The sequence below is a fragment of the Arthrobacter sp. FB24 genome (assembly GCF_000196235.1).
GTDB lineage: Bacteria > Actinomycetota > Actinomycetes > Actinomycetales > Micrococcaceae > Arthrobacter.
In genome coordinates, this window is the sequence record NC_008541.1 from 3,050,889 (window position 1) to 3,071,244 (window position 20,356).

Genomic DNA, 20,356 nt, shown 5'->3' on the forward strand with positions numbered 1-20,356 from the left:
GCCCTCCTTACGCCGGAGCGCAACCGGGACATGCCCAACCGGCATACGTAGCCCCGCCAAAACCCGGCATCGTGCCCCTACGGCCCTTGATGTTCGGCGAAATCCTTGACGGAGCCTTCCAGACCATCAGGCGGAATCCCGCGGCAATGCTGGGTGCTGCGATGCTGGCACAGACCCTGGCGACCGTTGTCGGTGAGGTCTTCGCAGCCGAGACCGAATCGCGCGGACAGTCGCTCGGCCTGTGGCTGGCCGGCATGGCTCCCCCGGAAATGGTCAACCTCGGCGGGGGTCTCCTGATCGGCGCTGCCCTTCTGGGACTGGTCTCCTTCTTTATCTCCATTGTGCTTCAGGGTGTGATGGTGGTTCCGGTGGCCCGGTCGGTCCTGAACCGACGCACCGGTTTCAAGGAGATGTGGACATTGTCGCGGTCCAGGATCGGCGCACTGCTCGCTCTTGGCGGTCTGCAGATCCTGGCCGGCATCGCCTTCGCAGTAGTGCTGGTGGGAGGAACCTTCCTGCTGGCCGATTCCATGGGCGCAACGTCGGCGCTGATCATCGTCCCCCTGTTCCTCGGAGGCATTGCGACCATACTCTTGGTCTCCATCCGCCTGATGGTGACGCCGGCGGCGATCGTCGTCGAGGAACAAGGAGTACTCGACGGCCTGCGGAGATCCTGGCAACTCACCCGGCACAACTGGTGGCGGATCTTCGGCATCGTCCTGGTCATTTCCCTCCTGATCGGCATCATCAGCCAGATTGTCCAGATCCCCATCGGCCTCGCTACCGGCGGCTTCTCCTCCGTCATCGCTCCCCATGGTGGAGACGACGGGCAGCGGGTACTTTCCGCAGTTGTCGGGATCGCATCGATTATTGTCACAGCCGTTATCGGTGCCGTCGGGTATGCCTTCCAAACCTCTGTCATGGGCCTTTTGTACATGGACCTCCGGATGCGCAAGGAAGGCTTGGACCTCGCCCTCCAGCGGCAGCTTGAATCAGGCGAAGACTCCGACGGCGTTCCCGGGCGCGGAGTGGCGCCCGAGGGCAACTTTGCGGGCGGTCCCACCTCCGGCAGCTGGACCCGTTCGCCGTACAGTCCCCCGCCGGGCTACGGTCAGCCTCAGCCGTACAGTCCCCCGCCGGGCTACATCCCCCCGCCCGGCTACGGTCAGCCTCAGCCGTACGGTCCGCCACCCGGCTACATCCCCCCGCCCGGCTACGGTCAGCCTCAGCCGTACGGGCCGCCACCCGGCTACAACACCCCGCCCGGCTACGGTCAGCCTCAGCCGTACGGTCCCCCGCCGGGGTACGACCCTCCGCGGGGCTTGAACCCGCCGCCTTCCGGTCCGCCACCGGGCGCCGGATGAGCCGGCCAGGCTTCTTCGAGCCAGTGTTGGACGCGGCGTCAGTAGCAGGCGCGGTTTGGCATTCGACGTTAAGCCGCACGCAGGCCGAACCTCCCGTGGAGCCCGACAGGCAGGAGGCCCGCAGGTGGGCGGTCGAGGAGCTCGCAAAACCCGTATACGGGGATGCCGAGCCCGACTGGCTGACCGATCTGTGGCGGCAGTTCACAGAATGGCTGCGATCGCTTGGCAGCGGCGACCCCGCAGTCCACAGCGGTGTCGCAGTGCCGGCCATCGGAGTGACGATTATCGTCCTTATCGCCGTGGCCATCCTCCTGGCGCGCCCCCGGCTGAACGCCCGGCGCCGCCGCCCGGACAGGAACGACGTCGACGCGGATCCTTCCATCAGCCCGGCAGAATACCGCCGGCGCGCGGCAGCCGCGGCGGCTCGCGGCGAGTGGCGCACCGCCGTCGTCGAACAGTTCCGTGCCATCGTCCGGGCTGCGGAGGAGCGCACCGTTATCGACCCCCGGCCCGGCCGGACCGCGGATGAAGTGGCCGGCCAGCTTGCCGGCGCCTTCGGCAGCCATGCCGCTGCGCTTCGGCGTGCCGCCGGCGTCTTCGACGGCGTACGATACGGCAGCGCCGGTGCCACGGCCGGGGACCACGCCGGCATGGTGGCGTTGGACCAGCTACTTGAAACAGCAAGACCCGACTACGGCCGGACCACCGCGGACCACCTGGAGCTGCCCCGATGACGCCTGTCGTGGAGTCGGAGAAGCGGCCGGAACCTACGGTGACCGGAGGCGGCAGAGCGGGTCACGCCGTCACGGCATGGATCCGCCGGCACCGGACGTGGACCCTGCTGATTCTGGCCTTTTCCGTAGGCGTGGGGCTGACAATCCTGGCCCAGCAATCGCCCCGCAGCGACGGCCTGCCCCTGTCTGCACGCAACGCTGCTCCGGAGGGAGCACGGGCAGCAGCGGAAATACTGGGAAGGCAAGGCGTGGACGTCCGCCAGACCGACACCTTCGACGCAACGATGTCGGCGCTGGACAGCGCCTCCAGGGACAGCGCCTCCGAAGGGAGCGCCCCAGGAGCCGGGGAAGGGCCCGGACCCACATTGTTCCTCTACGATCGAAACGGCTACCTGGACGCTGACCAGCTGCAGGCTTTGCAGCAGGCCACGGACAGGATGGTGGTCATTACTCCCCGGCTGAGCACGCTCAGCGCCCTCGGCGGCGGCATCCGTCCCGCCGGAGTCGTGCCGGCGGGATCGGCAACCCTGGACCCGGGCTGCGCGTTGGACGATCCCGCCGCAGCCGGGGCGGTCTCGGCGGCCTCCGCCTACCTGTATCAGGCCAACCGCGTCTGCTACGAACCCGCGGAAGGCCTGGGCGGGCTCTTTGCCAGCAGTGACGACGGGAGGCTGACAGTGGTGGGCAGCACTCAGATCTTCAGCAACCGCCTGCTCGATGAACAAGGTAACGCCGCCCTGGCCTTCAGAACACTGGGGTCCTCGGACACACTCGTCTGGTACCTTCCCGGCTTGGCGGATGTCACCGCAGAGGACACCCCGAAGACATTGGATGAGCTCGCACCGCCCTGGGTTGCTTTCCTCGGCCCCTGGCTTGCCCTGGTGGCAGTGCTGGCGATGGCCTGGCGGGGAAGGCGGCTGGGACCGCTGGTCTTCGAACCGCTGCCCGTAGTGGTCAAGGCCGTGGAGACTGCCGAAGGCCGCGCACGGCTGTACCATGACGCCCACGCCGTGGACCGTGCAGCGGACAGCCTCAGGGCGGGTGCGCTGGTCCGGCTCGCCCGGGTCCTCCGACTGGGAGCGGATGCTGAGTCCCCGGCGATTGTCGACGCCGCCGCGCGGCACCTTGGGCGCACCCGCGAAGACGCGGCCGGCGTGCTGGAGGCCCGTCCCAGGACGGAGACCGAACTGGTGCACTGGGCCCAGCAACTTGAATCACTAGAGAAAGAGGTAACCGCCCGATGAGTGAGCAGACCAACGGATTCACGCAGGGCGGCCCCGGCGGCCCCGCGCTCGCAACCGCCGAGGCCACGGCGGGCACCGATCCCGTCCGCCAGGCCTTGCTCGATGTGCGGCACGAAGTTGCCAAGGCCGTGGTCGGCCAGGACTCCACCGTCACCGGGCTGCTCATCGCATTGCTCTGCCGCGGGCATGTCCTGCTCGAAGGGGTTCCGGGCGTGGCCAAGACCCTGCTGGTCCGCACACTCTCAGCAGCGCTAAGCCTGGACACCAAGCGCGTGCAGTTCACCCCTGACCTGATGCCCGGCGACATCACCGGCTCGCTGGTCTTCGACTCCCGGACCTCGGAGTTCAGCTTCCGCGAGGGCCCGGTCTTTACCAACATCCTGCTGGCTGACGAGATCAACAGGACTCCGCCGAAGACGCAGGCATCCCTGTTGGAGGCGATGGAGGAACGCCAGGTTTCGGCGGACGGAACCTCACGCCCGCTTCCGGTCCCGTTCATCGTTGCAGCCACGCAGAACCCGGTGGAGTACGAGGGCACCTATCCCCTGCCTGAGGCCCAGCTGGACCGTTTCCTCCTGAAGCTTGCCATGCCGTTGCCCGGGCGTGCCGACGAGATCGAGGTCATCCGCAGGCATGCGGCCGGCTTTGACTCCAGGAACCTGGCTGCCGCCGGCGTACGCGCGGTGGCGGGTGCGGCCGAGCTGGAGCAGGCACGCCTGGCGGTGGCTGCGGTGGAGGTGGCGCCTGAGGTGGCCGCCTACATCGTTGACATTGCGAGGGCAACGCGCGCGGCGCCGTCCTTCCAGCTCGGCGTGTCCCCGCGCGGCGCGACAGCCCTGCTGAGTGCCGCCCGCGCGTGGGCCTGGCTCTCCGGGCGGCAGTTCGTGACACCGGATGATGTGAAGGCCCTGGCCCTCCCCTGCCTCCGCCACCGCGTTGCCCTGCAGCCGGAAGCCCAGATGGACGGCGTGCACGTTGACGGCGTCCTCGCCAGCATCCTGGCTACCGTTCCCGTGCCCCGCTGACTCCATGGCTATATCGGGACGGTACGTACTTCTGGCGCTGGCAGGTCTGGTGCCCATCATGCTGTTTCCAGACTGGGGCACGGTCCTGCTGGTCTGCCTGGTCCTGTGCGCTGTCCTGCTCCTGGACCTCGCCATGGCCGCATCCCCCCGGAAAATCACGTTGGACCGGACCCTGCCCGGGAACGTCACACTGACCGGCAGCGCCGAATCGGTCCTGACCATCGGGAATACCGGTTCACGTCCGCTCCGCGCCTTGGTGCGGGACGCCTGGCAGCCATCTGCCGGTGCGCAGAATCCGCGCCAGCGCGTGGACGTTCCGGCCGGTGAGCGGCGGCGAATGAAGGTTCTGCTGACGCCTGCCCGGCGCGGCGACCTCAAGGCACCGCATGTGACTCTCCGGGCCTTCGGGCCGCTGCAGCTGGCCGCCCGGCAGCGGACACTTCCGTGCCCTGGCTCCGTCCGGGTGCTGCCGCCGTTCCACTCGCGACGCCATCTTCCATCCAAGCTCCGTAAACTGCGCGAGCTCGACGGAAAAGCGGCGGTCCAGATCAGAGGGCCAGGCACCGAGTTCGATTCCCTCCGCGACTATGTCCGTGGTGACGACGTCCGTTCCATTGACTGGCGCGCCACGGCACGGCGCTCCGCCGTCGTCGTCCGCACCTGGCGTCCTGAACGGGACCGGCGCGTGGTGATCATGCTCGATACCTCCCGGACGGCGGCGGCGAGGATCGACGACGAACCCCGCCTTGACACCGGAATCGAGGCGGCCCTGTTGCTGGCCGTCCTCGCCGAACGCGGCGGCGACCGCGTGGACTTCTTCGCCTTCGACCGGCGGATACGCGGACGGGCCGGATCCGCATCCAAAGGTAACCTGCTGGGGCAGCTCGTGCAGGCCATGGCGCCGCTGGAACCGGAGCTCATTGAGCTGGACTGGAGCCAGGTTCCGGGCCAGATCCGGCAGATATCCGCGCACCGCTCACTGGTGGTGCTGCTGACCCCGCTGGACAGCGGCGCGCCGGAAGAAGGACTGCTGCCGATGGCCGCGCAGCTCGCGCAGCAGCACGTGGTGGTGATCGCCTCCGTGCGGGACCCCATGCTGGGCACGATGCAGAAGGAACGGACGACGGCGGCACAGGTGTTCCGCGCGGCAGCCGCCGAACGGGCACTGCTGGAACGCGAGGCAGTGGCCATCCAGCTGCGCCAAATGGGGGTGGAAGTCGTGGACGCCGAACCCCACCAGCTGCCACCCGCGCTCGCGGACGCCTACATCCGGCTCAAAGCGGCAGGAAGACTATGACCCACGTGTCGAAAACCAGGAGGCTATTGTGAACACCCCCATCTATGAGCGGGCCTTGGGCAGCGACTTTGCCCGACTGCAGCCCGAGCTCCAGGAATACTTCTCGCTCGCCCCCGGCTCCGGACGCTATGGCGTCGGAGAGGGGGTGTTCGACGTCGTCGGGTGCCGGCAGACGTGGCTCCGCCCGCTGCTGCGGTTGACCGCCGGGGAGGAAGCGTTCTTCCCGGAGTACGGTGAGCGCATTCCTTTCCGGATCGAAAACCACGCGCACCTCGATCCGTTCGGCCGGTCAAGCCTGACCGCCAGGCGCGAGATCCACTTTCCCGGCCGCACCCGGTTGTTCCACGACACCACCAGCTTTGATGAGTCCCGAAGCAGCCCGGGACTCGTGGACTACGTCGGCCGCTACCGGCGCCTCGTCACCGACCTCAACCTCAGCGTGACCGCTGAAGGCCGGCTCCGCGGCGTCTCCGAAGCGTCCCGGCTCTTCCTGGGCCCGCTGCGCATCCCGCTGCCGGCGGCACTGGATGCCAAGGCCTTCGCGGAGCAGTGGTGGGAACCGTCGGAGGGCGAAAGCGGCAAGCACCGGATCCAGGTCAAGGTGATCCAGCCGCAGCTGGGACTTGTCCTGGTTTATGCGGGGAGCTTCGACTACCGGCTCCGTTCCTATCCGGGCGCCGCCACGACACCTGGCCACCTCCCGGGCTACGCCCGGCCGGACAGGTGGGAAAGCCGCGTTTAGCCGAGTGCCAGCTGGTTGAGCCCGTCCGCCACCTGGGTGAGGCGGACCAGGACCGCGGTGGCGGAGGACGGTGTGTGCCCGGACAGCCCCTCGGATGGCGTCACCCGGATTGAACCGAGCGAGGAAGCCGGTAGACCAAGCTGCCGCCAGGGCCGCCACACACTCTCCACGGCTTCCTGGACGCGCGGCAGGGAAGCAGCGGGGTGGCCGGCGGGCAGCACGCCGGCCCACAGGCTCTTCCCGGCCTCGACCGCACCGGCGAGCTGTTCCCATTGGCGGGATGTCAGCGCCTTGAGCGGAACTGCTATCCCGTCCGCCCCTGCCGCGAGAATGCGCTCGAAAGGCGCCTCAATTTCGGCAACCGCGATGACCGTTTCGGCGGCACCGGCGGCCCTGATGGCATCAATGACCAACCGCCACGACTCTGTCACTTCCCGGCCCGGCACAGCGCGCAAGGTCCGGTAGCCGCTGGAGGTTGGAATCGTGCCGGCGAGGACTGCCGCAATATCGGGTTCATCGACCTGGACCACCAGCCGGGCCCCGGGCACGGCCGTGCGGATGCGTGCCAGGAAATCGCCAACACCGGCCGCCAGCGATTCTGCAATGTCGCGCCGGGCGCCGTAGTCCAACAGGGCACGTTCGCCGTTGTGGAGGTGCAGCCCGGCGGCCAGGCTGAGTGGTCCGCGCACTTGGACCTTGAAGTCCCCCGCCGGACTGTCTTCGGTCCCGGCAACGTCGGCAAGGATGTTGATGTCCGTGGAGAGCGCCGACTTCGCCCGCATGAGGTCCTTGCCCGGCCGATCCACGATCCGCCAACCGTAGGGCTGGACGTCCACGGAGAGGTCCACCAGGAGCGAAGCCGTCCTGCCGAGCGCATCCGAGCCGACTCCGCGGTCCGGAAGCTCCACGAGGAACGGCAAGTGCGGGCTGCCGAGTTCGCCGCGGATGATCCGCGTTGCCTCCAGCGCGTCCTCACCCGGCCACGGCCCCAGGGCGGTGGCAGTTACCTGCGATTCGGGCATGGCCTAGGCGTCTACGGCGGTGGAGGGGGCGGGCGAGGAAAGGACCGGCCGGCTTGCAGCCGTTCCGTTGTTCTCGGCCGCCTGGTGGTCTTCGGCAATGGCTTCGTGGTGCCGGATAACCTCGCCGATGATGAAGTTCAGGAACTTCTCCGCAAAGGCCGGATCCAGGTGCGCCTCTTCGGCAAGGCGGCGCAGCCGTGCAATCTGGGCGGTTTCCCGGCCGGGGTCCCCGGCGGGCAGTTTGTGCGCCGCCTTGAGGAAGCCCACCTTCTGGGTGGCCTTGAACCGCTCGGCCAGGAGAAAGACAAGCGTGGCATCGATATTGTCGATGCTGGACCGGATAGACAGCAGTTCCGCCATGACCGATTGGTCCACCTGTCCGGCCAATGAACTGGCCGCGGGGTCGTAGGAATCGGCGTCTGGAAGGTCTTGGTTCTGCTCGGTCATGATTCCAGTCTATGGGCACCCCGCCAATTCCCCGTGGCTGTTAAGCGTCCGCGCAACGTTGCCTGGGGGACGGAAATGCCCGCCGTCCGGGCTGGACAGCGGGCATCACCACCACGGTATGGAACTAACCGGCGAGCAGCGAGCGGTTCGCTTCCCGGCGCTTGGCCTGTTCGTCCGGATCAGGCACGGGCAGCGACGCGATGAGCCGGCGCGTGTAGTCATGCCGGGGAGTTCCCATCACCTGGGTGCCAAGCCCCTGTTCCACGAGCTTTCCCTTGTAGAGCACACCAACCCAATGGGACAGGATGTCCACCACCGCGAGGTCGTGGCTGATGAACAGCGCAGCGAACCCGAACTCAGCCTGGATGTCTTTGAACAGTTCCAGCACCACGGCCTGGACGGAAACGTCCAGGGCCGACGTGGGCTCGTCTGCAATCAGCAGCTTCGGGTTCAGGATGAGCGCCCTGGCCAGTGACGCGCGCTGACGCTGCCCGCCGGAGAGCTCGTGCGGGAAGCGTTCAGCGTAGGCCGCCGGCAGCTGCACAGATTCGAGCAGTTCGCCCACTCGTTTCCGCGCCTGGGCGGGCGTGGGATTGCTGTGGATGATGAGCGGTTCGGCAACGCAGTCACCGATGGTCAGCTGCGGGTTGAAGGACGCGGCCGGATCCTGGAACACGAAGCCGATCTCCTTCCGGAGGGGCTTGAACGTCCGTTCCTTGAGGTTCAGCATCTCGTATCCCAGCACCTTCAGGCTGCCGCCCGTGGTGCGGTTAAGGCCCGCGATGGCGCGTCCGATGGTGGTCTTTCCGGATCCCGATTCACCGACCAGACCGAAGACCTCGCCTTCGGACAGCGTGAAGCTCACGCCGTCCACGGCCTTGAAGCCGGGGCTGCCCAGCCTGCCGGGGTATTCGATGGTCAGGCCCTTCGCTTCCACCAGGACCTTCCGGTCCTGATGGGCCCGCTCGGTCATTCCCTGGGAGGCGGAATTCCTGCCCAGGTGCGGAACAGCGGCCAGGAGCTTGCGCGTGTACTCCTGCTTCGGCTCGGCAAACAGGACCTTGGCGGTTGCCTCCTCGACGACGTCGCCCTGGTACATCACCACCACCCGGTCGGCGAGATCGGCCACCACCCCCATGTTGTGGGTGATCAACACGATCGAGGTGCCGTACTTGTCCCGCAGGTCCCTCAACAGCTGCAGGATCTCCGCCTGAACCGTGACGTCAAGGGCTGTGGTGGGTTCATCGGCGACGATCAGCCCCGGGTTGAGGGCAAGCGCGGCCGCGATGACCACACGCTGCTTCTGGCCTCCGGAAAACTGGTGGGGATAGTAATCAACGCGGTTTTCGGGATCCGGGATGCCCACTTTCCGGAGCGCGTCGATCGCACGGGATTTAGCTTCCTTTGCTGATACCCGCCCGCCCTTGCCGTGGGCGTGGGCGCGGATGCCTTCGGCGATCTGCCAGCCCACGGTGAAGACCGGGTTCAGCGCCGTGGACGGTTCCTGGAACACCATGGCGACGTCCCGGCCGCGGATCTGCCGGAGCTTGGCCGGGCTGACGCTGATCACGTTGTTGCCGTTGATCAGGACCGCACCGGAACTGATCGCCGTTTCCGGAAGCAGGCCCAGGATCGTTTTGGCGGTTACCGTCTTGCCCGAACCGGACTCGCCGACGATTGCCACGACTTCGCCCGGGTTGACCTCGAGGCTGACGTCCTTGACGGCGTAGACATCCCCTGCGTCGGTGGCAAACGTGACCTTCAGGTGGTCTATGTCCAGGACAGGACCGGTGCCGCGCTTGTCTATGTTGAGGGTCATGAACTTCTCACTTCTCCTTGGATCGCTGCCTGCGCGCCTGCGGTTGAATCCGGCCCGCCCTTGGCGGAGACTGCCTTCTTTCGCCCGCGCAGGCGCGGATCGTTGAGATCGTTGATGCTTTCGCCCACGAGCGTGAGTCCCAGAACAGTCAGCACAATTGCCAAGCCGGGGAACACGCCCGTCCACCAAATGCCTGAGGTGGTATCCGCCAGGGCTTTGTTGAGGTCGAAGCCCCACTCAGCGGCTGACGTCGGTTCAATGCCGAAGCCCAGGAAGCCCAGGCCTGCGAGCGTCAGGATGGCTTCCGAAGCGTTGAGCGTGAAGATCAGCGGCAGGGTGCGGGTGGCGTTCTTGAAGATGTGGCGGCTCATGATCCGGACGTTGGACGCTCCCACCACCTTCGCCGATTCCACGAAGGGTTCGGCCTTCAGGCGGATGGTTTCCGCCCGGATCACCCGGAAGTACTGCGGGATGAACACCACGGTGATCGAAATTGCCGCCGCCACAATGCCGCCCCACAGGCTGGACCTGCCGCCGCTAATGACAATCGCCATCACGATGGCAACGAGGAGGGACGGGAAGGCGTAGACGGCGTCTGCGATCACCACGAGGATGCGGTCCAGCCAGCCCCCGATGTAGCCGCTGACCAGGCCCAGGATCACACCGATGAAGATGGACATGACCACGGCCACCACAATCACCAGGACGGCGGTCTGCGCGCCCCAGACAACCCGGGAGAAGACGTCGTAGCCGCCCACGGTGGTGCCCCAGAGGTGCTTTCCGCCCGGTGCCTGCTGGGCGGGGAACCCGCCGTCGGCGTCGGAGATCTGCGAGAAGCCGTAGGGGGCGATGAGCGGCGCAAGAATGGCGGTGAGAAGGAAGATGCCCGTCAGGACGAGCCCGGTGACAAGCATTCCGCGCTGCAGGCCGACGCTCTTGTTGAAATGCGAGACGACGGGCAGGCGACGGAACCAGGAGGCCCGCGGATCCTTGTAGGTAGTCGCCAGGGAATCGGTGCTCATGTCAGTACCTCACGCGGGGGTCGATCAGCGCGGCGACAATGTCCACGATGAAGTTGGTCACGGCCACGATCACTGCTAGGAGGACCACGATGCCCTGGACAGCCACGAAGTCACGGGCCGTCAGGTAGGTGGCCAGCTGGAAGCCCAGGCCTTTCCATTCAAAGGTTGTTTCGGTCAGCACCGCACCGCCGAGCAGAACTGCGATCTGCAGGCCCATCACGGTGATGATGGGAATAAGGGCAGGCTTGTAGGCGTGCTTGGTCACCAGGCGGAATTCGCTGACGCCGCGTGAACGGCCTGCTTCCACGTAGTCCTTGCCGAGCGTGCCGATGACGTTGGTGCGGACCAGGCGCAGGAAGATGCCGGCCGTCAACAGTCCGAGGGCAAGGGCGGGCAGCACAGCATGTGCCATGACGTCACCGAGGGCGGCCATGTTGCCGCTGCGGACGGCATCCAGCCAGTAGATGCCGGTGGGAGCCTGAAGCGAGGTGAGTTGCAGTTCGCTGGACGTCTTGGCGCGTCCGGCAACCGGGAGCCAACCCAGCCATACGGAGAAGGTCAGCTTGAAGAGCAGCCCGGAGAAGAACACCGGCGTTGCGTAGCAAAGAATCGCAAAGATGCGCAGCACGGCGTCGGGTGCTTTGTCGCGGCGGTGCGCCGCGATCATGCCGAGCGGGATGCCCACCAGCAGTGCGACCAGCAACGCATTGATGGTCAGTTCAAGGGTGGCGGAACCGTAGGTGGTCAGCATCTCCGTGACCTGGCGGTTGTCGGAGAGTGTCGTGCCGAAATTGCCGGTCAGCAGCTGCCCGAGGTACTCGAAGTACTGCACCAGGATCGGACGGTCGTAGCCGGCCGCGGTGATCCTCTCGGCCAGCTGCTCGGGCGGGAGCCGTCCGCCGAGCGCGGCGGTAATAGGGTCACCGGTGATCCGCATCAGGAAGAACACCATCGTGACCAGAATCAGGATGGTTGGAAAAATCAGGAGGAACCTGATCAGGATGTATTGGCCCAGTCCCCCGCCGGACGACTTCTTCTTTGACGGCAGCAGGCCGTCGGCGTCGGTTGGCGGCGCCTCGATAAGTGTTGTCATTGGTACCTAAATGTGTGCTTCCGGCGGCCTCGTGAGCCCCGGAATCTGTTGCCCTGCCTCAGCACGAAAGGCGGGACGCCGTGGCGCCCCGCCTTTTGGGCTGGTCAGGACCGGATGGGGAACTGGACCTACTTGGAAATCACGCCAAGACGGGTCTTGAAGGACGCGTCCAGGGTCTTTTCAACACCCTTGACGTCCTTTCCGGCGACCATGAGCTGGGCGCCCTGCAGCAGCGGCAGCGTGGAGAGATCCTTGGCAACTGACGTCTGGGCTTCACCCAGGACCTTCTCGCGCTCTGCCTTGTCAACAGTGGTGAGCTGTTTGGTGATCAGGTCCGTCACGGACGGGTTTTCGTAGTGGTTCTTCAGGAAGTTGCCCGGTACGAAGAACGGGGTCAGGTAGTTGTCCGCGTCCGAGTAGTCCGGGAACCAGCCGAGCTGGTAGACCGGGTAGACGTCCTTGGTGCGGTCCTTTGAGTAGGTCACCCATTCAGTGGACTGCAGGTCCACCTTGAAGAGGCCGGACTTCTCCAGCTGTTCCTTGATCATGGCGTATTCGTCGCCCGAGGACTTGCCGTAGTGGTCGGGGTTGTACTGCAGCTTAATGTTGACCGGGGCCGTTACGCCTGCCTCGGAGAATGCCTTCTTGGCCTTGTCCAGGCTGGGCTTGCCGCTGCCGTCGCCGTACATTTCCTTGAGCGGCTGGATGGCTCCGACGAACCCGTCGGGGACTACGGAGTACGCGGGCAGGTAGGTGCCCTTGTAGACCTGGGTTGCGATGGCGTCGCGGTCAACGACGTTCGCCATGGCCTGGCGGACGGCGAGCGCCTTGGCGGGATCTGCCTCGGCGGTCTTCGCTCCGAACGGCATGGTGTCGAAGTTGAACACGATGTAGCGCAGCTCGCCGCCGGGACCCTTGTGGACGGTGACCTTGGAGTCCTTTTCGAGGTCAGCGGCGTCCGTAGCGGTCAGGCTGCGGCCGGCAACGTCGATGTTGCCCTGCTGGACGTCGAGCTTGAGGTTGTTCGAATCGGCGTAGTACTTGATGCTCGCGCCGTCATTGGCGGGCTTGCCCAGCAGGCCCTTGTAGTCCGGGTTGACCTTCAGGCTCACAAGCTCGTTCTTCTTGTAGCTCTCGATCGTGTAGGGGCCGGCGAACGGCTTGCCCTTGACGATTTCGTCGTCGCTCATGAGCTTGTCCGCCGGGAAGACCTCTTCATCGACGATGGGTCCTGCATTGGCAGCAAGGACGCCCGGGAAGACCTGGTCATTGCCGGCCTTGAGCTTGAAGACCACCGTGGAGTCGTCCTTGGCGGTAACCGACTCCAGGTTGCCCAGAAGCGAGGCAGGGCCGTTGTCGTCCGCGATCTTGACCACGCGGTCGATGGAGAACTTCACGTCGGAGGAGGTGAGCGCGTGTCCATTGGCAAATTTGAGGTCCGACTTGAGCTTGACGGTGTACTCCGTGGGGCTCGTGAATTCCGCGGACTCTGCGATATCGGGTGTGGCGTCCGCCGTGCCGGGCTTGGCGTTCAGCAGGAACGGGTAGATCTGGTTCATCACCATGAAGGAACCGGCGTCGTACGAGCCCGCAGGATCGAGGGTAACGACCTTGTCCGTGGTGCCGTAGGTAATGGTTCCGCCTCCGGCGCCGCCGGTGGAAGTTCCGCCGCCGCCGGACGGACCTGTGCAGGCTGTCAGTGCAAACGCGGAAACACCCGCGAGCGCGATAGCGCTGTGCAGGGCCTTTTTGTTCATTGCCATCTGTGGACTTTCTGTTCGATGAGTACACGCGTGCCGCCACGCAACTGGATCAGTTGGACTCGGTGGGCGGGACGTTGTCCTGATCACACGATTCAATCAGACGACGGCGCGATGAATCGTTACAACCTGTGAGATGAGACACAAAATTTACCTGATTGGGGCAAAACTATCGTTTTCTTCAGGATTCAGGCCGGATCAGCCTCCGGCGGAACGATTGCGAAACAGCCTCGGTGATTTCCATTGAACAGCCTTCCCCCCGGGAATAGAGTTGCCCTACCCGGCTAAAGGAACACATCATGAGCAAAGCCGCCCTCTGTGTAGGGATCAACGAATTTCAACATCTGCCGAAATCCAGCTGGCTGCAGGGCTGCGCCAACGACGCCCGGGACCTCGCCGGACTGCTGCAGGCCGGGTATGGGTTCGCTCCCACGGAGATCTCCGTGCTGCTGGATTCCCAGGCCACGAAGGGGCAGGTGATGGCGCAGCTCAATTCGATGATGGACCGCGCTGCCGCAGGCGAACTGCAGCATATCGTCTTCACTTTCTCCAGCCATGGGACGCAGATTCCGGACACCAGCGACGACGAGGCGGACCGGCTGGACGAGGCCTTCGCCTGCTACGACATCAACAACACCGGCGATTCATGGGACCCGGGCACCGTCATTTCGGACGACGAATTGTTCACCCTCTTTGCCCGGCTGCCTGACGGCGTGCTCATGGACGTCGTACTGGACACATGCCACAGCGGCACGGGCCTGAAATCACTGGACCTCCTGCCCGGGCGGCGGCCCCGCTTCCTGCCGGCACCGACAGCCCGCGGCGTTGCCGCCACCGAGTTCAGCGACACCAGGGCACTGCGGGACCTGGTCAAGGCCGGCAGGGGCGTCAAGCCGGTCCTCCTGGCTGCCTGCCGGGCCGACCAGACGGCCGCCGATGCCTTCCTCGACGGACGCTACAACGGCGCCTTCACGTACAACTTCATCAAGGCCGTCACAGGCGACGGCACCTTGGGCCGGGCCGACCTGCTCAAGTTGGTCAGCAAAGGCCTCCGGGCCGGCGGGTTCGACCAGGTGGCCCAGCTGGAAGGCTCGACGGCGGCACGGAAAGCTCCGTGGGGAAGCTGACGGAGAGGGGTAGCTGACACAGGCTCACTCCCGGCGTTCATCCTCCGGGTGGTACGTTGCCGTCGGCATTTTTACCCCTGCTTCCCGTTTGATGGTTTCCAGTTTTTCCTGCTGCCACTCCGCGTCCATGACCGGCTTGAGCGCGGCGAAACACAGCCGTCCGCCCTCATCGAAACGCAGCAGACCCCCGCCACGTACCGTGTAGTAGTCGCTGTCCACCCGGAGGCCAAGCTTGTTCCTTGCTTCGGATTTCGACATGGTGACTGACTGCACGTAGGAGGCGCCGATTTCGGAGACGACGAAACCATCCGGTCCCACGCGTGTGCTGGGGCGCACCCGGCTCACAACGGTGCTCGTGTCCTGGTCGATGCCCGCTGCCTCGATCAAACGCGGGTTTTCCCACATGAACCGGTTGACCTCCTCGGGATCGGCGGCCAGCGCAGACAACCGGACCGGGTAGCGCAGATCGCGAAGATGCTTCAGCCCGTCCAGTAGCTCATCGGGTTCCGTGGAAAGGTCGATGTCCCAAAAGGCGTCCCGCACGGCCTGCCGGTACCCCATCATGTCCGTCGGCACCAGCACTGCGTCGGCTGCGAGGATTCCGCGTAGCAAGTCCTCCCAGCCCGGGTCCACCGGCGGCATGTAGGCGAGCCCCCGCAGCACCATCCCAAGCATCTGGTGCCCAAGATGCGCTCCGGCTTCGGCCACCTGGTAGCGGCTCGAGCGGCCGCCCGGCTTTTCCAGCCGCTGCAGCCAGAGTTTGACGACGGCGTCCAGCACCGCCTTCACGGCGATCTCGCCCCGCCGGTGTGGTTCCGGATCCAGCCGCCACTCGAACGGCACGTCCATGTCGAGCGGCCTACGGGCGGCGCCGCGGGAGAACAGTCCGTCCGCCAGCCCGAAGAGCCCGGACGCCAGGACTTCCTTTTCCATGTTCCGGGCGGCTACGCCGCCCCGCCTGCCGTCAGGGCCCGGAACGGCCACTGATAACTGTTGTTCCACCCGCTCGGGGGATGAAAACACGCTCAGCATTGCCACGAGATCCGCTATGCATTCGTGCATGGCATACCCGTCAAGCAACGCGTCGCCGTCCGTCCACAGGCGCCGGTAACCGTCAAGGACCGCGTGCGTCACTTCATGGGCCACGAGGTCGTGATACAGCGCCAGCGGTACGGAACGCTTGGAACGGTCATCGGTTCTGTGCCCGAAACGGATCAGGCCGCGCTCGCGGTCGTAGCCGGTGGAGGCGTACGGGACCTTGTCGTAGACACTAATGACCAGCCGGTGGCCCGAGGCCCATCCCATCCGGCGGCCCAGGGTCACTTCAAAGGCCTGGAGAGTGGCCGTCGCCACCGCATAGACATGCTGGGCCAAAAACCGGCTGTCGGCCAGCAACTCCTCGAGCCCGGCCGGGGCGGGCTGGTCGTCAATGCACCATTCGTTGCGGTCGACGGACAGGGAAATAGGCCGGGGCCCGTCAGCTCCGGGAGCCCGCACCCGCAGCGCGAGGCGTGCTCCAACCGGGCCGTTGACGAGCCTCTCCACGGGAACGCGGATGCTGGTGGTGAGCGGTTTTCCTGATTTGCGGGTGAAGGGGCCTTCGGCGAGCGCAGTAAGCGCGACCATCTCGAGGCCATGCCCGATTCCGAGCGCTGCAGAGACCATAGCGGGCCCGCTTTCCTGAACTTTGCAGCCATACCTGGTGAAGGGATGGTCTGCGTCAAGTCTGGTTCCCCAGGCCTCAATTATTGCGGTCGCAGGCATGATTGACTACGGCGGCGCGCGACGCAGGACGGGGAAAGTCCGTTCTGTCAGAGGGCTGCGCGTTGCAGCGAGCGCGCTGTGTCGATAGTGGCCTGCCCCAGGACCCGGCTTCCCTGGTAGAGCACCACGGTCTGTCCGGGAGCTACTCCGCGCAGCGGAGTGGCCAGAGTGACCACAAGGTTCGTCCGCTCCGCGCCGTCGTCGTCCGTCAGCCGTTCCATGCGGGCCGTCGCCGGGACGGGATCGCCGTGGGCGCGGACCTGGGCATGGCAGTCGAACTCGTCGCCGGTGGCGACCTCCGCAATCGGAAGTCCGGCCCAGGAGACCTTGATGCCGCGGATCTCATCGATGGCCAGGAGCGCTTCCGGTCCCACCACCACCTTGTTCTCCTTCGGGCGGATCTCCAGTACGAACCGCGGCTTGCCGTCGGCGGCGGGGGTGCCCAGCTTGAGTCCCCGGCGCTGGCCTACGGTGAACGCGTTGGCGCCGGGGTGCTCGCCGACCTTCGTGCCGGCCTCATCCACGATATCGCCGGTGGTCATCTCGATCTTCTCGGCCAGCCAGCCGGCCGTATCGCCGTCCGGGATAAAGCAGATGTCATGGCTGTCCGGCTTGTTGGCGACAGAGAGCCCGCGGCGTTCCGCTTCGGCGCGGACTTCGGCTTTGGACGGCGTGTCCGCAAGCGGGAACATGGAGTGCTTCAGCTGTTCGTGGGTGAGGACACCCAGCACGTAGCTCTGGTCCTTCGCCCAGTCGGCTGCGCGGTGGAGTTCAGGGTTACCGTCGGCGTCGGTGATCACCTTGGCATAGTGGCCGGTGCAGACTGCGTCGAAGCCCAGGGCGATTGCCTTTTCGAGCAGCGCAGCAAACTTGATGCGTTCGTTGCAGCGCATGCAGGGGTTCGGGGTGCGTCCGGCTGCGTATTCGTCAATGAAGTCCTGGACCACATCCTCTTTGAACCGCTCGGAAAAGTCCCACACGTAATAAGGGATGCCCAGAACGTCGCAGGCGCGCCAGGCATCACGGGAATCCTCGATGGTGCAGCACCCTCGGCTGCCGGTACGGAGTGTTCCGGGCATCCGGGACAACGCCAGGTGGACACCGACGACGTCGTGTCCGGCCTCGACGGCGCGGGCGGCGGCAACGGCGGAATCGACTCCGCCGCTCATGGCTGCAAGAACTCGCATGCTGGCTTTCTATAGGGGGAGGTTTGGTGGTGCTGCAGCAGCGCGCTCGTGGCCGGCCCATTGCCGCACCGGCGGACACACTGCATGCCCATCTATTCTACTGCCTCGCCAAAGGGTGCCCGGAAGTCACCTCAGTACCCCTTGACTACCATGCCGGGGCCTTCTATCGTCAGGATTACTATTTTTAGAACCAGCCGGCAGGAGGCGCCGGCATTTCCGGAATCGAGCGGCACCATGACTGTCGAACGCACCATCGAAAGCATTGTGATCGCCGGGGCGGGCCTGGCTGGGGCCACCGCAGCCCGGACCCTGCGCAGCGAGGGCTACCAGGGCCGGATCAGCCTCATCGGCGCCGAACTGCACCACCCGTACCTCCGGCCGCCGCTTTCCAAGGAGTACCTGCTCGGCAGAGCGGGCGAGGACGCCATCCCGGTGGCACCGGAGGCCTGGTACTCAGAGAACGACGTCGACCTCCGCCTGGGCGTGACGGTCGCCGCCGTCGACCCCGGCCCGCACACGGTACATCTCAGCAGCGGTGAGTCCGTGGGCTATGACGCACTCCTGCTGGCCACAGGCGCACTCCCCCGACATGTCCGCCTGCCAGGGAGCGGGCTGGACGGCGTGGCCACATTCCGGACCCTGGATGACTGCCGCCGCCTGCGGGAGCAGCTAGCGCCGGGCGGAAAGAACGTTGTCATGATCGGCTCCGGCTGGATCGGAATGGAACTTGCGGCGGCGGCCACCGCTTACGGCAACCAGGTGACGCTGCTTGGGCTTGAGGACATCCCGCTGGCCGCCGCAATCGGACCCGAACTGGGCACGTTCTTCCGCTCGCTCCACGAAGCCAACGGTGTCCGGTTCCGCCTCGGTGCCACCGCGGCTGAACTCCGGGGCGACGCCGGCCGCGTCACCGCGGTGGTCACAGGAACAGGAGAGATACTGCCCGCCGACGTGGTCGTGGTGGCCGTAGGCGTCGCACCGGACACTTCGCTCGCGGAGGCGGCAGGGCTGGTCATTGACAACGGAATACTGACAGACGCCTCCCTGCGGACAAGCGCGCCTGACATCTTCGCAGCGGGGGACGTAGCCAACGCCCTGCATCCGTTCACCGGGCAGCACCACCGCAGCGAGCATTGGTCCAATGCGCTCAATGGCGGCAAGATCGCCGCGAAAACCATGCTCGGACAGGAGGCAACGCTGGCCACGATTCCGTACTTCTACACCGACCAGTACGACATCAGCATGGAGTACTCGGGTTTCCCCGCTTTGGCGGCGGGCGCCGAGCCGGTCATCCGGGGCACGCTGGCAGGCAAGGAATTCATCGCCTTCTGGCAGCACGAGGGCCGGGTGGTGGCCGGTATGAACGTCAACGTTCCGCGCACGCAGAAAGCCATCAAGGCCCTGATCTCCAGCCGGGCAACCATCAAGCCGGGCCGCCTGGCCGATCCCTCAGCCGCGCTTGATCAGCTCCTGGCGGATTGACGAGCGACTGTCGCAGCCGTCTGGATGGTTGATTCGTGCCCTGCCATCCCTGCCTGGCGGGCCCGTTCATAGGCACCCGGCAGCGCTGCCAGGAGCGCGTCGACGTCGGCCTCCACTGATGCGTGGCCCAGGGAGAAACGCTGCGCGCCCCGCGCAGTCTCCTCATCCAGCCCCATGGCCAGCAGGACGTGAGAAGGCCGCGGCACACCGGCGGTGCAGGCGGAGCCGGTGGAGGACTCCACGCCCGCAAGGTCCAGCAGGAACAGCAGGGAGTCGCCCTCACAACCAGGAAAAGTGAAGTGCGCGTTGCCGGGGAGCCGGCCGTCCCCCGGAGCTCCGCGCAGGACGGCGTCCGGGATTGCCTCCCGTACGCCCGCGATCAGCCTGTCCCGCATCCCCGCGATCCGGGCAGCCTCCTGCGGGAGGTCCTTGGTCACAGCTTCCGCCGCAGCGGCGAAGGCGGCGATCGACGCAGTATCCAGCGTCCCGGAGCGGACATCTCGCTCCTGGCCGCCGCCGTGCTGCACCGGAGTCAGCTTGACGGAACGGCCCAGCAGGAGGGCGCCGACGCCGACGGGGCCGCCGATCTTGTGACCGGAGACGGACATGGCATCCAGCCCGCTGGCCCGGAAGTCCACCGGCACGGAACCGAAGGCCTGGACGGCGTCGGAATGGACCGGCACGCCCACGGCATGGGCCAACTCAACCACTTCGGGCACCGGCTGGATGGTGCCCACCTCATTGTTAGCCCACATCACTGTGACGAGGGCGATGGACTCCGGATCCCGGGAGAGCTCGGACTTCAGCACATCGAGGTCAATAACTCCGCGGGAATCCACGGGCAGCCAGCACACTTCCGCCTCCTCGTGCCGTTCCAGCCACTCGACGGTGTCCAGGACAGCATGATGCTCGACGGCGGAGCACAGGATCCGCGTGCGCCTCGGGTTTTCGCCGCGGCGGGCCCAGTACAGGCCCTTCACAGCCAGGTTGTCGGCTTCCGTGCCGCCAGAGGTAAAGATGACCTCCGAGGGGTGGGCTCCGGCTGCGGCAGCAATCGACTCCCGGGCGTCCTCCACCGAGCGGCGGGCACGTCGTCCGGAGCCGTGCAGCGACGACGGGTTCCCGGTCCGGGCGAGTTCGCGGGTGAGTGCCGCCAATGCCTCGGCGGCGATAGGCGTGGTGGCGGCATGATCGAGGTAGACGGACACATCCCAATTCTAGCCGCGG

17 protein-coding genes are annotated in these 20,356 nt (G+C 66.0%); 8 read left to right on the plus strand and 9 right to left on the minus strand.

Translation table 11 applies throughout. The annotated features are described in order from the left end of the window. The first annotated feature begins 71 nt into the window (after nucleotides 1–71). From ARTH_RS13775 to ARTH_RS13800, 6 genes are all read left to right on the plus strand, one after another. The gene (locus ARTH_RS13775) at nucleotides 72–1,364 is read left to right on the plus strand and encodes a DUF7847 domain-containing protein (protein ID WP_232223518.1); all 1,293 of its coding nucleotides are present in this window, start codon (nucleotides 72–74) and stop codon (nucleotides 1,362–1,364) included. Nucleotides 1,365–1,459: 95 nt separating this feature from the next. Continuing rightward, complete coding sequence (locus ARTH_RS13780) at nucleotides 1,460–2,098, plus strand: DUF4129 domain-containing protein (RefSeq protein ID WP_232223519.1); 639 nt, start codon at nucleotides 1,460–1,462, stop codon at nucleotides 2,096–2,098. Continuing rightward, nucleotides 2,095–3,342: a DUF4350 domain-containing protein gene (locus ARTH_RS13785; RefSeq protein ID WP_052309698.1), complete on the plus strand. Its 1,248-nt coding sequence runs from the start codon at nucleotides 2,095–2,097 to the stop codon at nucleotides 3,340–3,342. Before ARTH_RS13780 ends, ARTH_RS13785 begins: the two co-directional genes overlap by 4 nt. Beyond that, complete coding sequence (locus ARTH_RS13790; protein ID WP_011692556.1) at nucleotides 3,339–4,367, plus strand: AAA family ATPase; 1,029 nt, start codon at nucleotides 3,339–3,341, stop codon at nucleotides 4,365–4,367. Before ARTH_RS13785 ends, ARTH_RS13790 begins: the two co-directional genes overlap by 4 nt. A 4-nt stretch (nucleotides 4,368–4,371) precedes the next feature. After that, nucleotides 4,372–5,664 (plus strand): DUF58 domain-containing protein, encoded by a 1,293-nt coding sequence (locus ARTH_RS13795; protein WP_043429898.1) that lies wholly within the window; start codon nucleotides 4,372–4,374, stop codon nucleotides 5,662–5,664. Between the two features lie 28 nt (nucleotides 5,665–5,692). Beyond that, nucleotides 5,693–6,406, plus strand: coding sequence for a DUF4166 domain-containing protein (locus ARTH_RS13800; protein WP_011692558.1), 714 nt, complete (start codon nucleotides 5,693–5,695; stop codon nucleotides 6,404–6,406). Here the strand turns inward: ARTH_RS13800 and ARTH_RS13805 are convergent. From ARTH_RS13805 to ARTH_RS13830, 6 genes are all read right to left on the minus strand, one after another. Continuing rightward, complete coding sequence (locus tag ARTH_RS13805; protein ID WP_011692559.1) at nucleotides 6,403–7,428, minus strand: hypothetical protein; 1,026 nt, start codon at nucleotides 7,426–7,428, stop codon at nucleotides 6,403–6,405. The genes ARTH_RS13800 and ARTH_RS13805 overlap by 4 nt on opposite strands. Before the next feature lie 3 nt (nucleotides 7,429–7,431). Beyond that, the gene (locus ARTH_RS13810; protein WP_011692560.1) at nucleotides 7,432–7,875 is read right to left on the minus strand and encodes a chorismate mutase; all 444 of its coding nucleotides are present in this window, start codon (nucleotides 7,873–7,875) and stop codon (nucleotides 7,432–7,434) included. Nucleotides 7,876–7,999: 124 nt separating this feature from the next. Next, on the minus strand, nucleotides 8,000–9,694 hold the full coding sequence (locus ARTH_RS13815) for an ABC transporter ATP-binding protein (RefSeq protein WP_011692561.1): 1,695 nt from the start codon (nucleotides 9,692–9,694) through the stop codon (nucleotides 8,000–8,002). Beyond that, the gene (locus ARTH_RS13820; RefSeq protein ID WP_011692562.1) at nucleotides 9,691–10,716 is read right to left on the minus strand and encodes an ABC transporter permease; all 1,026 of its coding nucleotides are present in this window, start codon (nucleotides 10,714–10,716) and stop codon (nucleotides 9,691–9,693) included. Before ARTH_RS13820 ends, ARTH_RS13815 begins: the two co-directional genes overlap by 4 nt. A 1-nt stretch (nucleotide 10,717) precedes the next feature. Next, nucleotides 10,718–11,809: an ABC transporter permease gene (locus ARTH_RS13825; protein ID WP_011692563.1), complete on the minus strand. Its 1,092-nt coding sequence runs from the start codon at nucleotides 11,807–11,809 to the stop codon at nucleotides 10,718–10,720. A 128-nt stretch (nucleotides 11,810–11,937) separates the two neighbouring features. After that, on the minus strand, nucleotides 11,938–13,572 hold the full coding sequence (locus ARTH_RS13830; protein WP_011692564.1) for an ABC transporter substrate-binding protein: 1,635 nt from the start codon (nucleotides 13,570–13,572) through the stop codon (nucleotides 11,938–11,940). Between the two features lie 296 nt (nucleotides 13,573–13,868). Between ARTH_RS13830 and ARTH_RS13835 the strand changes: the two genes are divergently transcribed. Continuing rightward, nucleotides 13,869–14,696 (plus strand): caspase family protein, encoded by an 828-nt coding sequence (locus tag ARTH_RS13835; protein ID WP_011692565.1) that lies wholly within the window; start codon nucleotides 13,869–13,871, stop codon nucleotides 14,694–14,696. 24 nt (nucleotides 14,697–14,720) lie between these two features. Here ARTH_RS13835 and ARTH_RS13840 read toward each other — a convergent pair whose 3' ends face one another. Both ARTH_RS13840 and mnmA read right to left on the minus strand, forming a co-directional pair. Then, on the minus strand, nucleotides 14,721–16,361 hold the full coding sequence (locus ARTH_RS13840) for a hypothetical protein (RefSeq protein WP_043429900.1): 1,641 nt from the start codon (nucleotides 16,359–16,361) through the stop codon (nucleotides 14,721–14,723). 146 nt (nucleotides 16,362–16,507) lie between these two features. Beyond that, nucleotides 16,508–17,647 (minus strand): tRNA 2-thiouridine(34) synthase MnmA, encoded by a 1,140-nt coding sequence (mnmA, locus tag ARTH_RS13845; protein ID WP_011692567.1) that lies wholly within the window; start codon nucleotides 17,645–17,647, stop codon nucleotides 16,508–16,510. 234 nt (nucleotides 17,648–17,881) lie between these two features. Here mnmA and ARTH_RS13850 point away from each other — a divergent pair, with 234 nt between their 5' ends. Next, nucleotides 17,882–19,129: an NAD(P)/FAD-dependent oxidoreductase gene (locus tag ARTH_RS13850; RefSeq protein WP_011692568.1), complete on the plus strand. Its 1,248-nt coding sequence runs from the start codon at nucleotides 17,882–17,884 to the stop codon at nucleotides 19,127–19,129. Here the strand turns inward: ARTH_RS13850 and ARTH_RS13855 are convergent. Beyond that, nucleotides 19,111–20,337: a cysteine desulfurase family protein gene (locus tag ARTH_RS13855; protein WP_011692569.1), complete on the minus strand. Its 1,227-nt coding sequence runs from the start codon at nucleotides 20,335–20,337 to the stop codon at nucleotides 19,111–19,113. The genes ARTH_RS13850 and ARTH_RS13855 overlap by 19 nt on opposite strands. Between the last annotated feature and the right edge of the window lie 19 nt (nucleotides 20,338–20,356).

Coding starts and splice junctions, on each gene's coding strand:
- ARTH_RS13785 (WP_052309698.1), top strand. CDS start 2,095: ATGACGCCTGTCGTGGAGTCGGAGAAGCGGCCGGAACCTACGGTGACC.
- ARTH_RS13790 (WP_011692556.1), top strand. CDS start 3,339: ATGAGTGAGCAGACCAACGGATTCACGCAGGGCGGCCCCGGCGGCCCC.
- ARTH_RS13795 (WP_043429898.1), top strand. CDS start 4,372: ATGGCTATATCGGGACGGTACGTACTTCTGGCGCTGGCAGGTCTGGTG.
- ARTH_RS13805 (WP_011692559.1), bottom strand. CDS start 7,428: ATGCCCGAATCGCAGGTAACTGCCACCGCCCTGGGGCCGTGGCCGGGT.
- ARTH_RS13810 (WP_011692560.1), bottom strand. CDS start 7,875: ATGACCGAGCAGAACCAAGACCTTCCAGACGCCGATTCCTACGACCCC.
- ARTH_RS13815 (WP_011692561.1), bottom strand. CDS start 9,694: ATGACCCTCAACATAGACAAGCGCGGCACCGGTCCTGTCCTGGACATA.
- ARTH_RS13820 (WP_011692562.1), bottom strand. CDS start 10,716: ATGAGCACCGATTCCCTGGCGACTACCTACAAGGATCCGCGGGCCTCC.
- ARTH_RS13825 (WP_011692563.1), bottom strand. CDS start 11,809: ATGACAACACTTATCGAGGCGCCGCCAACCGACGCCGACGGCCTGCTG.
- ARTH_RS13830 (WP_011692564.1), bottom strand. CDS start 13,572: ATGGCAATGAACAAAAAGGCCCTGCACAGCGCTATCGCGCTCGCGGGT.
- ARTH_RS13835 (WP_011692565.1), top strand. CDS start 13,869: ATGAGCAAAGCCGCCCTCTGTGTAGGGATCAACGAATTTCAACATCTG.
- ARTH_RS13840 (WP_043429900.1), bottom strand. CDS start 16,361: ATGGTCTCTGCAGCGCTCGGAATCGGGCATGGCCTCGAGATGGTCGCG.
- mnmA (WP_011692567.1), bottom strand. CDS start 17,647: ATGCGAGTTCTTGCAGCCATGAGCGGCGGAGTCGATTCCGCCGTTGCC.
- ARTH_RS13850 (WP_011692568.1), top strand. CDS start 17,882: ATGACTGTCGAACGCACCATCGAAAGCATTGTGATCGCCGGGGCGGGC.